This window comes from Micromonospora sp. DT81.3 (genome assembly GCF_049847225.1).
In the GTDB taxonomy this organism is placed as follows: Bacteria; Actinomycetota; Actinomycetes; order Actinomycetales; family Microbacteriaceae; genus Microbacterium.
Genome location: NZ_JBNCNY010000001.1, coordinates 92,527 through 106,689, shown reverse-complemented (window position 1 = coordinate 106,689; position 14,163 = coordinate 92,527). Strand labels below are relative to the sequence as shown.

Sequence of the window (14,163 nt, the reverse complement as noted above, 5' to 3'; positions counted from 1 at the left end):
GTGACCGACCGCTCCCCGCGCGTCTCGTCACCCGCGACGGATGCCGCAGCCGCCCTGCTGGGCGAGCTCGTCTCCCTCGGCCTCCGGCACATCGTCCTCAGCCCCGGCTCGCGCTCCCAGGCGCTGGCCCTCGTCGCCGCCCGGCTGGAAGCCCGGGGCGACGTGCGCCTGCACGTGCGCATCGATGAGCGCGTCGCGGGCTTCACGGCTCTCGGCCTGGCACGAGAGACCCAAATGCCGGTTGCCGTGGTCTGCACGTCCGGCACCGCGGCTGCCAACCTGCTGCCGGCGGCGCTCGAGGCCCACCACGCGGGAGTGCCGGTGATGATCCTCACCGCCGACCGGCCGCCGGAACTCCGAGGCGTCGGCGCCAACCAGACCACGCGTCAGCCGGGGATGTTCGCCCCGAGCACCCGATGGGAGGCCGATCTTCCGGTCCCGGAAGAGGTGGACGACGTGGGAGACTCGTCATCCACTGCGATGCTCCGCGCCCTCGCCGGCGAGGCATTCGCCGCCGCGCTGGGCGCAGGCACTCGTGCCGCGGGGCCGGTGCATCTCAATGTGCCGTATCGCGAGCCGTTGGGCGGGCAGCTGCCGCCCTGGTTCGAGCGGGCCGAGCCTGCGCCGGAACCTGAGGTCCCCGCCGACGCCGAGGTCGTCTCGGGGGCGCTGTACCAGGGAGGCGGGGGCATCGGCGAGGCCGATCAGCCCGCCGAGCCGCAGGACGAGCCGTTCATCCTCGAGCGAGGGCCGCGCACGGTGGTCGTCGCCGGTGCTGACGCGGGGCCGGATGCCGAGGCCCTCGCGTTCGAGGGCGGCTGGCCGCTCGTCGCCGAGATCGTCAGCGGCGCTCGCTTCGGACGGCAGGCGGTGCGCGGCTACCGCACGCTCCTGCGCGACGCGGAGCTCGGTGGACGGATCGAGCGCGCGGTCGTCTGGGGCCACCCCACCCTCAGCAGGGAGGTGACCGCCCTGCTGTCCCGGCCGGAGGTCGAGGTCGTGGCGCTGCGCGGCCCCGGCGAGCCGCTGAACCTGAACGGCCTGACGATCGCCGCCGACACGGTGCGCGTTGCGACGGGGGAGCCCGATCGGTCATGGCTCGGCGCATGGCTGCGCGCCTCCGCCGCGGCATCCGTCGATCTCGACCCGCCCGCCCCCGACACGGCGGCGCTCTCGTCCTCCGACTCGGCCGAGCGGCTCGCCGCCGTGGCCGCCGAGCTGGCGGCCGTCCGGCGGCCACTCGATCGCGAGGGTCTCGTCGACGCTGTGTGGCGAGCCACCTGGCCGCACGACCGCCTCATGTTCGGGTCGTCCCGGCTCGTCCGCGTGGCCGACGACGTGCTGGCCGGCAAGAAGGTGCCGGTGCATGCCAACCGGGGTCTCGCCGGCATCGACGGCACCATTGCGACGGCCACGGGCGTCGCCCTCGGGAGCCAGGCCGGGGGAGCGCCCGGCGTGACCCGGGTGCTGCTCGGCGATCTCGCCTTCCTGCACGACATCGGGGCGCTGGCCTTTCCCCCGGGTGAGGACGAACCGCGCCTGCAGGTCGTCGTCGGCAACGACGGGGGCGGCACGATCTTCGACGGACTCGAGGTCGCCGCCGTCGCGTCGCCCGCCGACATGGACCGAGTGCTGTACACGCCCCAGGCGGTGGGGCTCGAGCACCTGGCGCGCGCCTTCGGCTGGGAGTATGCGCGCGTGACGACGCGCGCCGCGCTCGACCAGGCGCTCACCGCGCCGGTCGTCGGACGCCAGCTCATAGAGGTGCCGCTTTCGCGCTGAGCCCGCCACAATTGCTCCATGAGTCACGATGATGCGACCTCCTGGACGATCCATCCCTCCGACGCCCTGCGAATCGGAGACGGCTTCCGGCTCTCCGACCGCGACCCGGAATCCACGCCGGGGTACGAGGGGAAGAAGGCCGACGGCACGGCCGATCTCGAAGAGGGGACCCCGTTCCTCGACGGTATGCAGGAGCGGCTCTACGCCGCTTCGGTGGGCGGAGATTCAAAGGATGCGCTTCTCCTCGTCGTGCAGGCCATGGACACTGCCGGGAAGGGCGGCATCCTCCGCCACGTGATCGGATCCGTCGATCCGCAGGGCGTCCATCTTGCGGCGTTCAAGAAGCCGACGGAGGAGGAGCTCGCGCACGACTTCCTCTGGCGCATCGAGAAGCAGCTGCCGGCGGCAGGTAAGATCGGGGTCTTCGACCGGTCGCACTACGAGGACGTGCTGATCGGTCGCGTTCGCTCCCTCGTGCCGCCGGAGGAGATCGAGCGGCGATACGAAGCGATCAACGCCTTCGAAACGGATGTCGCCGGCCGAGGCATCCGCATCGTCAAGGTGATGCTGCACATCTCCAAGGACGAGCAGAAGGCGCGGCTGCAGGCGCGACTTGACCGGCCCGACAAGCACTGGAAGTACAACCCGGGAGATGTCGATGAACGGCTGCGGTGGGACGATTACATGGCGGCCTACCAGACGGTGCTCGACCGTACGTCGACCGAGGTCGCACCGTGGCACGTCATCCCGGCGAACCGCAAGTGGTACGCGCGGCTCGCGGTGCAGGGGCTGCTGCTGGACGCGCTGGAGAAGATCGACCCGCAGTGGCCAGCGGCCGACTTCGATGTCGAGGTGGAAAAGGCGCGGCTCGCCGCGTCCTGACCCGCTTTCTGCGCCGAGTGCACGGCAACCCGCCGAGCACACGGCCTCCGCGCGTCGCGATGCCGTGCACCCGGCGAGAGGCGGTCCACTCGTGCTGAGATAGATGTTGCTCATCCTCATCTTCAAGGCCGGCTGGTGGTGGGCGCCGCTTGCCCTGATCGGCGGATTCGTGGCGATGCTCACCACGCTGGCCCGCATGCTGTTCGCCCCGCAGTCGCGGGACTCCCGGGTGGCCTCGCGTGTGGGGGAGTAGCGGGCGTTCCCTCCTTCGGAGGATGTCGCGCACGTCGGCCCTTTCTCCGGTGAGGAAGCCGAGAAACGCGACATTCTCCGAAGTTGCTCGTCGGCCCCGTCACGAAGCGTCGAGCGGTCGCCCCGTAGGGTGGCCGGATGACGGGAAGGCGCGAGCACGACCAGGTGGGCGACCGCAGCGACCGAGACCAGGTGTGGGCGATCGCCGACGGGTATGTCGCGGCGCTCGCCGTGCACGAGCCGGATGCCGCGCAGGCGCTCGGTCGCGATAATGGGCCGCTGCTGGCCGACATCGGACCAGCGTGGCTGCTCGAGCGGTACGCGCTGCAGCGTCGCACGCTCGCCGACCTGGACGCCCTGCCCCCGGCGGCCGGGGATGAGACCCTTCGGGCGGCGCTGCGCGAGCGGGTCGAGCGCGAGCGGCTGCTCTTCGACACCGGCTTCACGACGCGCCTCGTCGCCGGGCTCGCCAGCCCCGTCCACCTCATCCGCTATTCATTCGAGGGTGCGCAGCTGACTCCGGATGCCGCAAGTGTGCGCCTCGTCGCGCGCCTTCGCGCCGTGCCCCGGGCGATCGGCCAGTACATCGACACTCTCCGGTGGTCACGCGCACAGGGGCTGGCCGGGCGCTTCTCCGGCACGGGCGTCGCGCCCGTCCGGCAGATCGACACCCTCGCCGCCCAGGTGGAGGCGTGGGCGGCGGATGACTGGTTCGGTTCGCTGACGGTTCTCGAGGGAGCGGATGCCGCGCATCGCGCCGACTTCCGGGCGGCGGCCGAAGAGGCGAACACCGCCTTGCGCGGGCTCACCGAGTTCCTTCGGGAGGACCTCCGGCCGAGCGCCCCAACCGCGGACGGGGTAGGTGAGGCCGTATACGGCGACCTTGCCGCCGCTATGCTGGGCGCGCGCATCGACGTTGCCGACACCTATGCCTTCGGGTGGAGGGAGCTCGAGCGACTGACGGACGAGGCGACGCTCCTCGCATCCCCGCTCGGCGGCACCGGAGCCGACCCGGTCCGCTCGGCGGCAGACATCTTGGACTCCGATCCGCGCTACCGGCTCGAGGGCATCGACGCCATCCGGGAGTGGCTGACGCTGCGCGTGCACGAGACGATCGACGCCGTGTCCGGCACCGCCTTCGACCTCCCGCCCGCGGTGCGCGACGTCGAGTGCATCGTCTCTCCGTCCTCCGCCGGAGTCGTCTACTACACGCCGTCGCCCCCCGACGGCTCCGAGCCCGGCCGCATCGTCTGGACGATCCCGAGCGGCGTGCCGGCGGCCGCGACGTGGCAAGAGGTCTCGAGCGTCCATCACGAGGGGGTTCCCGGGCACCATCTCGAGCACGTCATGAATGCGTCCAACCTCGGCTTGCACCCGTGGCAGCGCCATCTCTGCCACATTCACGGCTACGCGGAGGGCTGGGCCCACTACGCGGAGCAGCTCGCCGACGAGCTCGGCCTGATCCGCGACGACGCGGAGCGACTGGGACTCGTGCTCGGCCAGATCTGGCGGGCCGTGCGGATCGTCGCCGACATCGGTTTGCACACGGGATGGGGCATCCCGTCGAACACCCTCATCGACGACGTGGAATGGACGCCCGAGGTCGCCCGCCGGCTGCTCGTCGAGCGGGCCCTCGTCGAACCGGCGCTCGCGCGCTTCGAGGTCGATCGCTACCTGGGCTGGCCGGGGCAGGCGCTGGCGTTCAAGGTGGGCGCGCGCCTGTGGCACGACGCGAGGGATGCCTGGGCGGCCGAACGCGGCGACGCGTTCACGCTGCGCGACTTCCACCGCGAGGCGCTGGGCTTCGGCCCGATGGGGCTGGGACCCCTGCGCCGGCTGCTCCTGCGCGACTAGAGCGACGACCGGGCCGCGCGGCCGGCATCGTCGCGGACGATCACGCCCGCCTTCATCACGAAGTCGATGCCGCGCAGAGCTGTCGTCCCGCGAGTCGGGTCCTCTGTCATCGCAATGAGGTCGGCCGCGTAGCCCGGTCGCAGCGCGCCGAGTTCGTCCCCGACCCCGAGCCACGACGCGGGGCGGAAGGTGGCGGCGCGGATGGCGCCGACCGGGTCCAGGCCGCCCTGCTCCATGTGCTCCAACTCGCGGACGGTCGCCGAGGTGCCCTCGAAGGCCCAGAATGGCGGCATGTCACTGCCGAGCAGCACGTCGACGCCGGCATCCAATGCGAAGCGGTAGGACTCGAGGTGCCGATCCGCCGCGCCGAGCGCGCGCTCCTGCATCCACGCCGGCACACCGAGCTCGTCGAAGAAGGAGCCCGCGCGCGTGACCACGAGCGTCGGCACCAGCGCCACGCCCCGCTCCGCCATGAGCGCCGCGACCTCGGGCGTGAGCTCGTATCCGTGCTCGACGCAGTCGAGGCCCAGCTCTACCGCGTCGGCGATGACGGCCGCCGGACCGGCGTGCGCCGTGACCTTGCGCCCCCAGGCGTGGGCGGTGGAGATCGCTGCGGCCATCTCGTCCCGCGTGAGCTGCGGGGTGGTGATCTGCTCGTGCTCGCCGGCGATGCCGCCGGAGACCATGATCTTGATGAGATCCGCTCCGGCCCGCAGCTGTCCGCGCACTCCCCGGGTGAATTCCACGGGCCCGTCGCACTCGAGGGTGTCGTCCGTGTCGTGACCGTGCCCGCCGGTGCAGGCGAGCGCTCGACCGGCGGTGAAGATGCGGGGGCCCGGCACCAGACCGGCCTCGATCGCCCGGCGGAGGGCGAAGTCCGCCCCGCCCTTCTCCGCGACGCAGCGCACGGTCGTGACTCCCGACAACAGGGTGCGGCGGGCGCCGTCCGCCATGTACAGGGCGAGCTCGTGGTCATCGAGCGCGCTCACCGCGTCGCCGGACGGCCCCGGCAGCGACAGCGAGAGGTGCGTGTGCATGTTGATGAGCCCGGGCATCACGTGCGCGCCGCCGAGGTCGATGGCACCCGCATCGGAAGGAACGGAGCTCGCCGGGGCGATGTCACGGATGACCCCCTCCCGGATCACGACGGCCACGCCGTCCCGCGGTTCCGGGTCGATACCGTCGACGAGCCGCAGGTTCGTGAGGATCGCGTCGCCGTGGGGAAGGAGGCTGCGGACGGTGCCGGTCATGCGAGGGCGTCCACGATGGGGCGGAACTTCACGCGGGTCTCCAGCAGTTCGGCCTCCGGGTCGCTGCCGGCCACGATCCCCGCACCCGCGTGCGCGGTGACGGGGATCGTCTCCCCGCTGCCCGCGGAATCCTCTGACACATCGAACTGGGCGCACCGCAGGGCGATGGCCCACTCGCCGTCGCCGTTCCCGTCCACCCAGCCGACCGGCCCGGCGTAGCGACCGCGGTCGAACGGCTCGAGCCGCCGGATCACCTCGATCGCGGCAGCCGTCGGGGAGCCGGCCACTGCCGCCGTCGGATGCAGCGCTCCGACGAGGTCGAGCGAGGAAGCGCCGTCCGAGAGATCGCCCTCGACATCCGTCGCCAGATGGAAGACGTTCGGCAGCTTCAGCGTGAAGGGCTGCTCGCTCGCCGCGAGGGCGCTCGTGTGGGGACGGAGCGAGGAAAGCACGCTCTGCACGGCGTAGAGGTGCTCGTCCTGGTCCTTGGCGCTGGTGGCGAGGGCGAGGGATGCCGCGGTGTCCGCATCCGCGTCGGCTCCCCGTGGGGCGGTGCCGGCGAGCACACGGGCGGTCACGGTTCCGCCCGACACCGTGACGAGTGTCTCGGGACTGGCGCCGATGATGCCGTCCACGGCATACGTCCAGCAGTCCGGGTAGCCGATCGCGAGGGCACGCGCGAGGCGGCGCAGGTCGGCGCCTCTCGGCACGGTGCCGACGAGATCACGGGCGAGCACGACCTTGCCGACCTCGTGGGAGGCGACCGCCTCGAGCGCCTCGCGCACCGAGTCCTGGTACCCGGCCGGTCCCTGAGCACCGGGCCCCAGAGTCGCGGACCAGTAGGGCCCGTACGGGATGGGCTCGCCGTGCCTGGCGTCGCCGGAGGCGGAGTCGTCGAGCTCGATGCGAGTGATCCACGACCGGCCGGCACGTCGGCCGACGACGACCCTCGGCACGACCAGCACGCTCGGACGAGGCGATCGGTCGTCGAAGGCGAAGGCGCCGAAAGCCACGAGGCCCGTGCCGCGGAGCACCACCTCGTCATCGACCGTCGCGACGGCGGCGAGCTCCCGCCAACGCGCCGCGAACCGTGGCGCCCGCGGCATCCGCTCACCCGCCGGCGAGCCGTTGAGACGCAAGGTGAGCGCGCTGCCGATGCCGGCGATGCCGTCTCCGCGGCGCATCCAGTACAGCGGGGAATCCGGATCGGCGTACGCCAGCACATCGTCGATGGACTCGATCGCCCGCGTGGTGACCCGCAGCCGAGGGACGTCGGCGGAGGCGGGGTCGGTCACACCTCCAGCCTAGACTCGGAGGGTGACCCCAGAGCCGATGCGCCCCATCCCGGGCACCCGGCTGACGTTCCGCTGGCGCAAGTGGGACGGGTCCCCGCACTGGCAGCACGACTGCTACTACCTGGGCTCCGATCGGTGGGGCGACTGGTTCGGACAGCCGGCCGGATCGCACAGCTCCCGGCCGGGTCGCGATGTGGTGATCGAGCACGCCGACATCACGCTGCTGCCGCCCAGCGGCGACTACGCGCTGACCATGAACGCGCCGCCGAACCGGACGCGGATCTACATCGACATCGCGTGGGATCTCCGCTGGTCGGAGAACGGCGAGCCGACCGGGATCGACATGGATCTCGATGTCGTCGACCATGCCGTTCGCGGCATCTACATCGACGACCGCGACGAGTGGGACGAGCATCGCGTGCGGTACGGCTACCCCCTGCACATCGTCGAACGGCTCGAAGCGCTCGCGGTAAACTTGGAAGTGCGCGTGACGGCACACGAAGCACCCTTCGATGCGTCGACCGCCGAGCACTGGTTCGCCGTGCTGAAGGATCTCCCGCGCGCCCCGATGGGGCTCCGCCCCAAACCCCCGGCTTGCTGACGCGCGCCCTAGACTCGACCCCGTGACACCGCACGACGCTTCCGAGCCCAACCGCGCCGACCTCGGCAAGGATCCGGCGCGGGTGAGCGGCATGTTCGACCAGGTCGCGAAGAACTACGACCGCACGAACACGGTCCTCAGTATGGGGAACGATCAGCTGTGGCGCGCGGCGACCACGCGGGCTGTCGCCCCGAAGCCCGGCCAGCGGATCCTCGACCTCGCGGCGGGCACCGGCGCGTCATCCGTCTCCCTCGCGCGCAGCGGCGCCGAGGTGGTCGCGGCCGACTTCTCGCCGGGCATGATCGCCGAGGGGCGTCGCCGGCACGGCGGCATCCGGAATCTCACCTTCGCCGAAGCGGATGCCACGAACCTCCCGTTCGAGAACGCCTCGTTCGACACCGTCACGATGTCGTTCGGCCTGCGCAATGTGAACGATCCCCGCAAGGCGCTCGCGGAGCTGCTGCGGGTCACAAAGCCCGGAGGTCGTCTCGTGGTGTGCGAGTTCTCGCATCCTCCGTCGCGCGGCTTCAACGGGCTCTACGGGTTCTACAACAACCGGGTGCTGCCCGTCGTCGCCAAATCGGTCAGCTCGAACGCCGAGGCCTACGAGTATCTCAACGAGTCGATCCGGGACTGGCCCGATCAGCGCACGCTCGCCGGCTGGATCCGCGAAGCCGGCTGGGCGGATGTCGCCTACCGCAACCTGTCATTCGGCATCGTGGCCCTGCACCGGGCGACCAAGCCCTCCTGACCCGAACCCGTCTCCGCCCGGCACCCGGGTAGGCTGAGGGAGTGACACCGAGCCCCTCCGCGTCGGGCTCGCGCCTGGCGAGCAGACTCGGCCTCAGCGACCGCATCTTCATCGGTCCCCAGGCAGGGCGGCTGCTGTCGAAGGTCGAGGCGGGCCTCGACCTCGTCGAGGACGGGCTGGCGCTCGACCTGCGCGTCACCGATGCACTGGCCGACTCCGCGAGCCGGTATCTGTATGAAGCGGGCGGCAAGCGCGTGCGTCCCCTCCTCACGCTGCTCACGGCGCAGCTCGGAGACGGCAACATCCCGGGTGTCATCGACGCGGCGAAGGCGCTCGAGATGACGCACCTGGGGAGCCTGTATCACGATGACGTGATGGATGGCGCCGACCGGCGTCGCGGCGTGCCCAGCGCGCACGCGGTGTGGGGCAACAGCGTGGCCATCCTGACGGGCGATCTGCTCTTCTCCCGAGCGAGCCAGCTGATGGCGCACATGGGCGACCGCGCCATCCGCCTGCAGGCCGACACCTTCGAGCGCCTCGTGCTCGGCCAGATGCACGAGACCGTCGGCCCCCAGCCGGGCGATGATCCGATCGAGTTCTACCTCGAGGTGCTCTCGGACAAGACCGGGTCGCTGATCGCGGCATCCGCGCAGGCGGGCATCATCTTCTCCAACGCACCCGAGGAGCTCGAGGCGCCGATGGCCGTGTACGGCGACAAGGTGGGCGTGGCCTTCCAGCTGATGGATGATGTCATCGACCTTTCGCCCAATCCCGAGGACACCGGCAAGGTGCCGGGGACCGACCTGCGCGCGGGCGTGCCGACCATGCCGTATCTCCTGCTGAGCGCCCGGGATGACGCCGCGTCGCGCGCCCTCCGCAGCAGGATCGATCACGGCGTGGCGCAGATCGCCGACGGCGCGGATCCCCGCATCCTCGACCACGAACTCGACCAGCTGCGCGACGACGACGCCACCGAGAGCACCCGGGCGCTCGCACACGAGTGGTCGCAGGCGGCCGTCGAGGCGCTCGCTCCGCTGCCCCGCGGAGCCGTGCGCGACGCGCTCACGCGTTTCGCCGACGCTGTCGCCGACCGCACCAGCTGACCTTCGCGGGCTCAGCCAGACCACAGGCTCCGGGACCGCCGTACGGACCGGGGAACGGAAAGAGAAGACCCATGACCAAGCTTCGATTGGCCATCGTCGGCGCGGGCCCCGCCGGCATCTACGCCGCCGACATCCTGCTCAAGGCCGAGCGCAAGTTCGATGTCTCCATCGACCTCTTCGAGCAGCTCCCGGCGCCCTACGGCCTGGTCCGCTACGGCGTCGCGCCCGATCACCCGCGCATCAAGGGCATCGTCAGTGCCTTGAGGGAGGTGCTCGACCGCGGCGACATCCGCATCTTCGGCAACGTCCGCTACGGCGCGGACATCACCCTCGACGACCTCAAGCGCCATTACAACGCGGTGATCTTCGCGACAGGCGCCATCCGCGACACGAGCCTCGACATCCCCGGCATCGAGGCCGCGGGGTCGTACGGCGCGGCCGACTTCGTGAGCTGGTTCGACGGCCACCCCGATGTGCCGCGCACCTGGCCGCTCACGGCCGAGTCGGTCGCCGTGATCGGCAACGGCAACGTGGCGCTCGACGTATCGCGCATGCTGGCCAAGCACGTCGACGACCTGCTTCCCACCGAGATCCCCGAGAACGTCTACGAGGGACTCCGCTCCAGCCCCGTCACGGACGTGCACGTCTTCGGCCGCCGGGGCCCGGCCCAGGTGAAGTTCACCCCGCTCGAGCTGCGGGAGCTGGGCGAGCTGCGCGACGTCGACATGGTGGTGTACGACGAGGACTTCGACTACGACGACGCGTCGCGCGCGGCGATCGCCAGCAACAAGCAGGTCATGGTCATCGATCGGGTGCTCCAGGCGTGGCGCAAGCGCCCTTCGGCGAACAACTACGCCTCGGCCCCTGAGCCTGTCGAACGGGCATCCCGCCGGCTGCACCTGCACTTCTGGGCGAAGCCGCTGGAGGTGCGCAAGGACGCCGAGGGCCGGGTGTCGTCGTTCGTGTACGAGCGCACCCGCCCCGACGGCGAGGGTGGCGTTGTGGGAACAGGGGAGATCCGCGAGGTGCCGGTGCAGGCGATCTACCGGGCGGTCGGCTACTTCGGATCGCCGCTGCCAGGCGTACCGTTCGACAAGCGTCACGGCGTCATCCCGAACCACGAGGGCCAGGCCCTGCACAAGGACTCCAATGAGCGCGTGCCCGGGGTGTACGCGACCGGCTGGATCAAGCGCGGCCCGGTGGGTCTGATCGGCCACACCAAGTCCGACGCGATGGAGACGGTGCGTCACCTCATCAACGATCAGGGCTCGTGGTGGCAGCCCTCCGACCCGTCGGAGGAGTCCATCCCGGCGCTGCTCGACGCCCGTGCGGTGCGGTGGACCGATCTCGACGGCTGGCACCGCCTCGACCAGCACGAGGTCGCGCGCGGCCTGCCGCACGGCCGTGCCCGCGTGAAGGTCGTCCCGCGCGAGGAGATGGTGCAGGTCTCGCGCGCCGAGTAGCGCCAGCCGATTCAGTCCGCTCAGGTGCGGGCGCCGATCACGACCCGCGAGACCTCCTCGATGCGTGGATGCCGCTGGTCACCGTCGTGCACGACGCCCTTGTGCCACGTCAGCTCCAGGCCGTCCGGCGTATCCACGAGCACCGAGAGGTTGTTGTCGAACCAGGGTCCCTTGGTCGTGGTCCACTCGAACGGCGGATCGGGCACCTTCGCCGAGCGCGCTACGACGGCGCCCACGGGTCGGGCGAGGCCGTACGACATCACGACCGAGAACCAGCGCATGAGAATCGGCAGCGGGTTGCGAACCGGCGAGCACACGGCCTGCACGATGCGGCCGCCGCCGGATCGCTCCACCTCGGCGATATAGGAGAAGTGCACGTCGCCGGAGAGGATCAAAAGCGACTCCGGCGCCGGGCCGCGGCCACCGTCGGCGATCTCGGTGAGGGTTCGGGCCAGCGCCTGGAAGCTGTTCTGCCAGGCGGCCCAGTGCTCGAGGTCGACGATCTGCCGCAGGCGCTCACCGATCCGCGCGGGGAACCTCCCCCAGGCGCCCTGCGAGACGGCCTCGTCCCATGACTCCACGTGGTGCAGTCCGATGGGCAGCAGGAACGGGAGGGAGCTCGCGATCAGCAGATGCCGGAACCCACCCCGCAGCTGCTCATCCAGCCACTGCCATTCGGTGGAGTCGACCAGTGCGCGGGCGGTGGGGGTCAGATCGCGTGCGGCCCGCGAGTCGATGACCACCAGACGGATGCCGCCGAAGTCGCGGTGATAGCTGAAACGGTACGTGTCCGGCTGGCGGTCGATGCGATCGGCGAGGGCGTCGAGCGCGTCGCTCACATCCGCCTCGCCGGGACCGGTGTGAGCGACGATCCGCTGCCAGATCTCGTCGGCCGCGCGCTGCGCCGGCGAGAGGTTGCCGAGGTGCTGATACACCCAGTACGAGGCCAGCCCGGCGACGATGCGGCCGTGCCACCAGGACGTGGCATCCATCTGCTTCTTCCAGTCCAGCGAGGCGTTCCAGTCGTCACGCACGTCGTGGTCGTCGAAGATCATGGCGCTCGGCACCGTCGAGAGCAGCCACCGGATGCCATCGTCCGACCACGCGAGCCGGTAGAGGTGGGCGTACTCCTCGAAATCTTTGAGCTCCTTGCCGGGCGGCTCGCTGATGTCCCGCCGGCCGCGGATGAACTCCTGCATCGCCTCCGTCGTCATGTCGGCGTACACCTGGTCGCCCAGCAGGAGGATGAGGTCCGGGCGCAGCGACGCGTGCTCGGCCAGCGCCAGCGCGAATGTGCGCATCGCGTCGACGCCGTGTGTGCGGTTTCCCTTCGCATCGTGATCGACGCTCGTCCGGCACGAGCCCCATGCCATGCGCAGGGGCCGCTCGGCGGCGCGGGCGGCGATGACGGGCGCCGGGAAGGCAGAGTCCGGCTCGGGCCACACGCGCTCGCCGTCCAACCGCACCTCGTACGGCAGCACGGATCCCGGTACGAGGTCGTCCACGGCGACGAGCGCGTAGTGGTGACTGTGAACGGCGAACGTTCGGGCGCTCCACTCCCGCTCGCCGGCGTGCACGCTCACCGTGGCGTCGCGGTCAGTCTCCACCCACACGCTCGCACAGGTCTCGGCGGTGTAGCGCAGCATCGGACCGATGAGGAGCGGAGTGGATGCCATGGTCCATGTCTAGCGCCCCCGGCAAGCGCCTGCCACGGGTCGGGTCGTCGGCCGACCCGTCGCTAGGCTGGCCGGGTGACCGAGACCCCGGAGTGGCAGCCCGACGTTCTGGGGGAGCCCTTCCGGCAGCTGACGCTGCCGCTCGACGACGACAGCGAGGGTCCCGTCGTCGCGACGCTGGTGCGCGCGCTCGCTCATCACGAGTGGTGGCGGATGCCGCGGCCGCCGCTCGAGGACGTCGATGTGCTGTACGTGCACGGCTGGTCGGACTACTTCTTCCAACGCAGCCTCGCCAAGTACTGGACCGACCGGGGCGCGCACTTCTACGCCCTCGACCTGCGGAAATACGGACGCAGCCTGCGCCCCGGGCAGACCCCGGGCTACATCGCCGACCTCGACACCTACGACGACGACATCGCGGCCGCCCTCTCCGCGATGGGCCGACCGCTCGACGGCTCGAAGCACGAGAGGCGGCTGGTGCTCATCGGCCACTCCACCGGAGGGCTCGTGCTGAGCCTCTGGGCGGGGAGCCACCCGGGGGAGGCGGACGCCGTCATCCTGAACAGCCCGTGGCTGGAATTCCAGCTCAGCGCCGTCACCCGCGTCGCGGTGGCGCCGATGGTCGGGCTGCAGGCGCGGCTGCGACCGTTGGAGACCCTGCCGCAGGTCGACTTCGGCTTCTACACGCGCGCCCAGCGCGAGGCGCGCGGTGCCGACCTGGACGTGCGCCCGGAGTGGCGCCCCGAGCAGTCCTGGACGGTGCACAGCGCCTGGCTCAACGCCATCCTCGTCGGGCACTCCAAGGTCGCGCTGGGCCTCGGCATCCAAGCTCCGGTGTGCACGCTGCTTTCGGCCAAGTCGGCGGTGCCGACCCGGTGGTCCGACGACCTCACCCGCGCCGACACCGTGCTGGTCGTCGACGACATCGCCCGCGCCGCGCTCAAGCTGGGGGAATCCGTCACCGTCGAGCGCGTTCCGGGCGCGCTCCACGACGTCTTCCTCTCGCGTGCGGACGCGCGGGATGTGGCGTACGAACGATTGGACCGGTGGGTGATGGGGTGCCTGGGCACCAAGCGCCTGCCCCTGTCGCCCGCAACCTACGACTGAGTCGCGAGGGGCGATATCACCGGCCGTCGATGTAGCGGATCACGACCCCGCGTGAGTCCGCGTTCGGCCGACGATCCGCGTACATTGAGGTCACGTCGCGGAGGAACCCTCCCTCCGCGAAGGTCGCGATAGGCCTCGATCCCCACG

12 protein-coding genes are annotated in these 14,163 nt (G+C 70.9%); 9 read left to right on the top strand and 3 right to left on the bottom strand.

Features of this window, described 5'->3' with window-relative positions; translation table 11 throughout:
* From menD to ACPW96_RS00475, 4 genes are all read left to right on the top strand, one after another.
* Positions 1-1,782, top strand: coding sequence for a 2-succinyl-5-enolpyruvyl-6-hydroxy-3-cyclohexene-1-carboxylic-acid synthase (gene menD, locus ACPW96_RS00490; RefSeq protein ID WP_425881619.1), 1,782 nt, complete (start codon positions 1-3; stop codon positions 1,780-1,782).
* An 18-nt stretch (positions 1,783-1,800) separates the two neighbouring features.
* The gene (locus ACPW96_RS00485; protein WP_425881618.1) at positions 1,801-2,664 is read left to right on the top strand and encodes a polyphosphate kinase 2 family protein; all 864 of its coding nucleotides are present in this window, start codon (positions 1,801-1,803) and stop codon (positions 2,662-2,664) included.
* A 103-nt stretch (positions 2,665-2,767) separates the two neighbouring features.
* Positions 2,768-2,917: a hypothetical protein gene (locus ACPW96_RS00480; RefSeq protein WP_425881617.1), complete on the top strand. Its 150-nt coding sequence runs from the start codon at positions 2,768-2,770 to the stop codon at positions 2,915-2,917.
* A gap of 137 nt (positions 2,918-3,054) precedes the next feature.
* Positions 3,055-4,770 carry a DUF885 domain-containing protein gene (locus tag ACPW96_RS00475; RefSeq protein WP_425881616.1) on the top strand — a complete coding sequence of 572 codons (1,716 nt, stop codon included), beginning with the start codon at positions 3,055-3,057 and terminating at the stop codon, positions 4,768-4,770.
* On the opposite strand, the gene ACPW96_RS00470 is transcribed toward ACPW96_RS00475, so the two are convergent.
* Both ACPW96_RS00470 and ACPW96_RS00465 read right to left on the bottom strand, forming a co-directional pair.
* Positions 4,767-6,020, bottom strand: a complete 1,254-nt coding sequence (locus tag ACPW96_RS00470) for an amidohydrolase family protein (protein ID WP_425881615.1) — start codon at positions 6,018-6,020, stop codon at positions 4,767-4,769. The genes ACPW96_RS00475 and ACPW96_RS00470 overlap by 4 nt on opposite strands.
* Complete coding sequence (locus ACPW96_RS00465; protein ID WP_425881614.1) at positions 6,017-7,315, bottom strand: isochorismate synthase; 1,299 nt, start codon at positions 7,313-7,315, stop codon at positions 6,017-6,019. The genes ACPW96_RS00470 and ACPW96_RS00465 overlap by 4 nt, the downstream gene beginning before the upstream one ends.
* Positions 7,316-7,337: 22 nt before the next feature.
* Between ACPW96_RS00465 and ACPW96_RS00460 the strand changes: the two genes are divergently transcribed.
* The 4 genes from ACPW96_RS00460 to ACPW96_RS00445 all read left to right on the top strand — a co-directional run bounded on the left by ACPW96_RS00460 (position 7,338) and on the right by ACPW96_RS00445 (position 11,233).
* Positions 7,338-7,916 carry a DUF402 domain-containing protein gene (locus ACPW96_RS00460; RefSeq protein WP_425822740.1) on the top strand — a complete coding sequence of 193 codons (579 nt, stop codon included), beginning with the start codon at positions 7,338-7,340 and terminating at the stop codon, positions 7,914-7,916.
* Between the two features lie 22 nt (positions 7,917-7,938).
* Positions 7,939-8,667, top strand: a complete 729-nt coding sequence (locus ACPW96_RS00455) for a demethylmenaquinone methyltransferase (protein ID WP_425881613.1) — start codon at positions 7,939-7,941, stop codon at positions 8,665-8,667.
* Positions 8,668-8,708: 41 nt separating this feature from the next.
* Positions 8,709-9,770 (top strand): polyprenyl synthetase family protein, encoded by a 1,062-nt coding sequence (locus tag ACPW96_RS00450; protein ID WP_425881612.1) that lies wholly within the window; start codon positions 8,709-8,711, stop codon positions 9,768-9,770.
* A gap of 71 nt (positions 9,771-9,841) precedes the next feature.
* Positions 9,842-11,233, top strand: coding sequence for an FAD-dependent oxidoreductase (locus ACPW96_RS00445; protein WP_425881611.1), 1,392 nt, complete (start codon positions 9,842-9,844; stop codon positions 11,231-11,233).
* A gap of 20 nt (positions 11,234-11,253) precedes the next feature.
* On the opposite strand, the gene ACPW96_RS00440 is transcribed toward ACPW96_RS00445, so the two are convergent.
* Complete coding sequence (locus ACPW96_RS00440; RefSeq protein WP_425881610.1) at positions 11,254-12,909, bottom strand: alkaline phosphatase D family protein; 1,656 nt, start codon at positions 12,907-12,909, stop codon at positions 11,254-11,256.
* Positions 12,910-12,984: 75 nt separating this feature from the next.
* Between ACPW96_RS00440 and ACPW96_RS00435 the strand changes: the two genes are divergently transcribed.
* On the top strand, positions 12,985-14,016 hold the full coding sequence (locus ACPW96_RS00435; RefSeq protein WP_425881609.1) for an alpha/beta hydrolase: 1,032 nt from the start codon (positions 12,985-12,987) through the stop codon (positions 14,014-14,016).
* The last annotated feature ends 147 nt before the right edge of the window (positions 14,017-14,163 follow it).

Bases quoted from the DNA above. Each gene is read 5' to 3' on its own strand.
- ACPW96_RS00440 (WP_425881610.1), bottom strand. From the start codon at position 12,909: ATGGCATCCACTCCGCTCCTCATCGGTCCGATGCTGCGCTACACCGCC.
- ACPW96_RS00480 (WP_425881617.1), top strand. From the start codon at position 2,768: ATGTTGCTCATCCTCATCTTCAAGGCCGGCTGGTGGTGGGCGCCGCTT.
- ACPW96_RS00470 (WP_425881615.1), bottom strand. From the start codon at position 6,020: ATGACCGGCACCGTCCGCAGCCTCCTTCCCCACGGCGACGCGATCCTC.
- ACPW96_RS00485 (WP_425881618.1), top strand. From the start codon at position 1,801: ATGAGTCACGATGATGCGACCTCCTGGACGATCCATCCCTCCGACGCC.
- ACPW96_RS00445 (WP_425881611.1), top strand. From the start codon at position 9,842: ATGACCAAGCTTCGATTGGCCATCGTCGGCGCGGGCCCCGCCGGCATC.
- ACPW96_RS00475 (WP_425881616.1), top strand. From the start codon at position 3,055: ATGACGGGAAGGCGCGAGCACGACCAGGTGGGCGACCGCAGCGACCGA.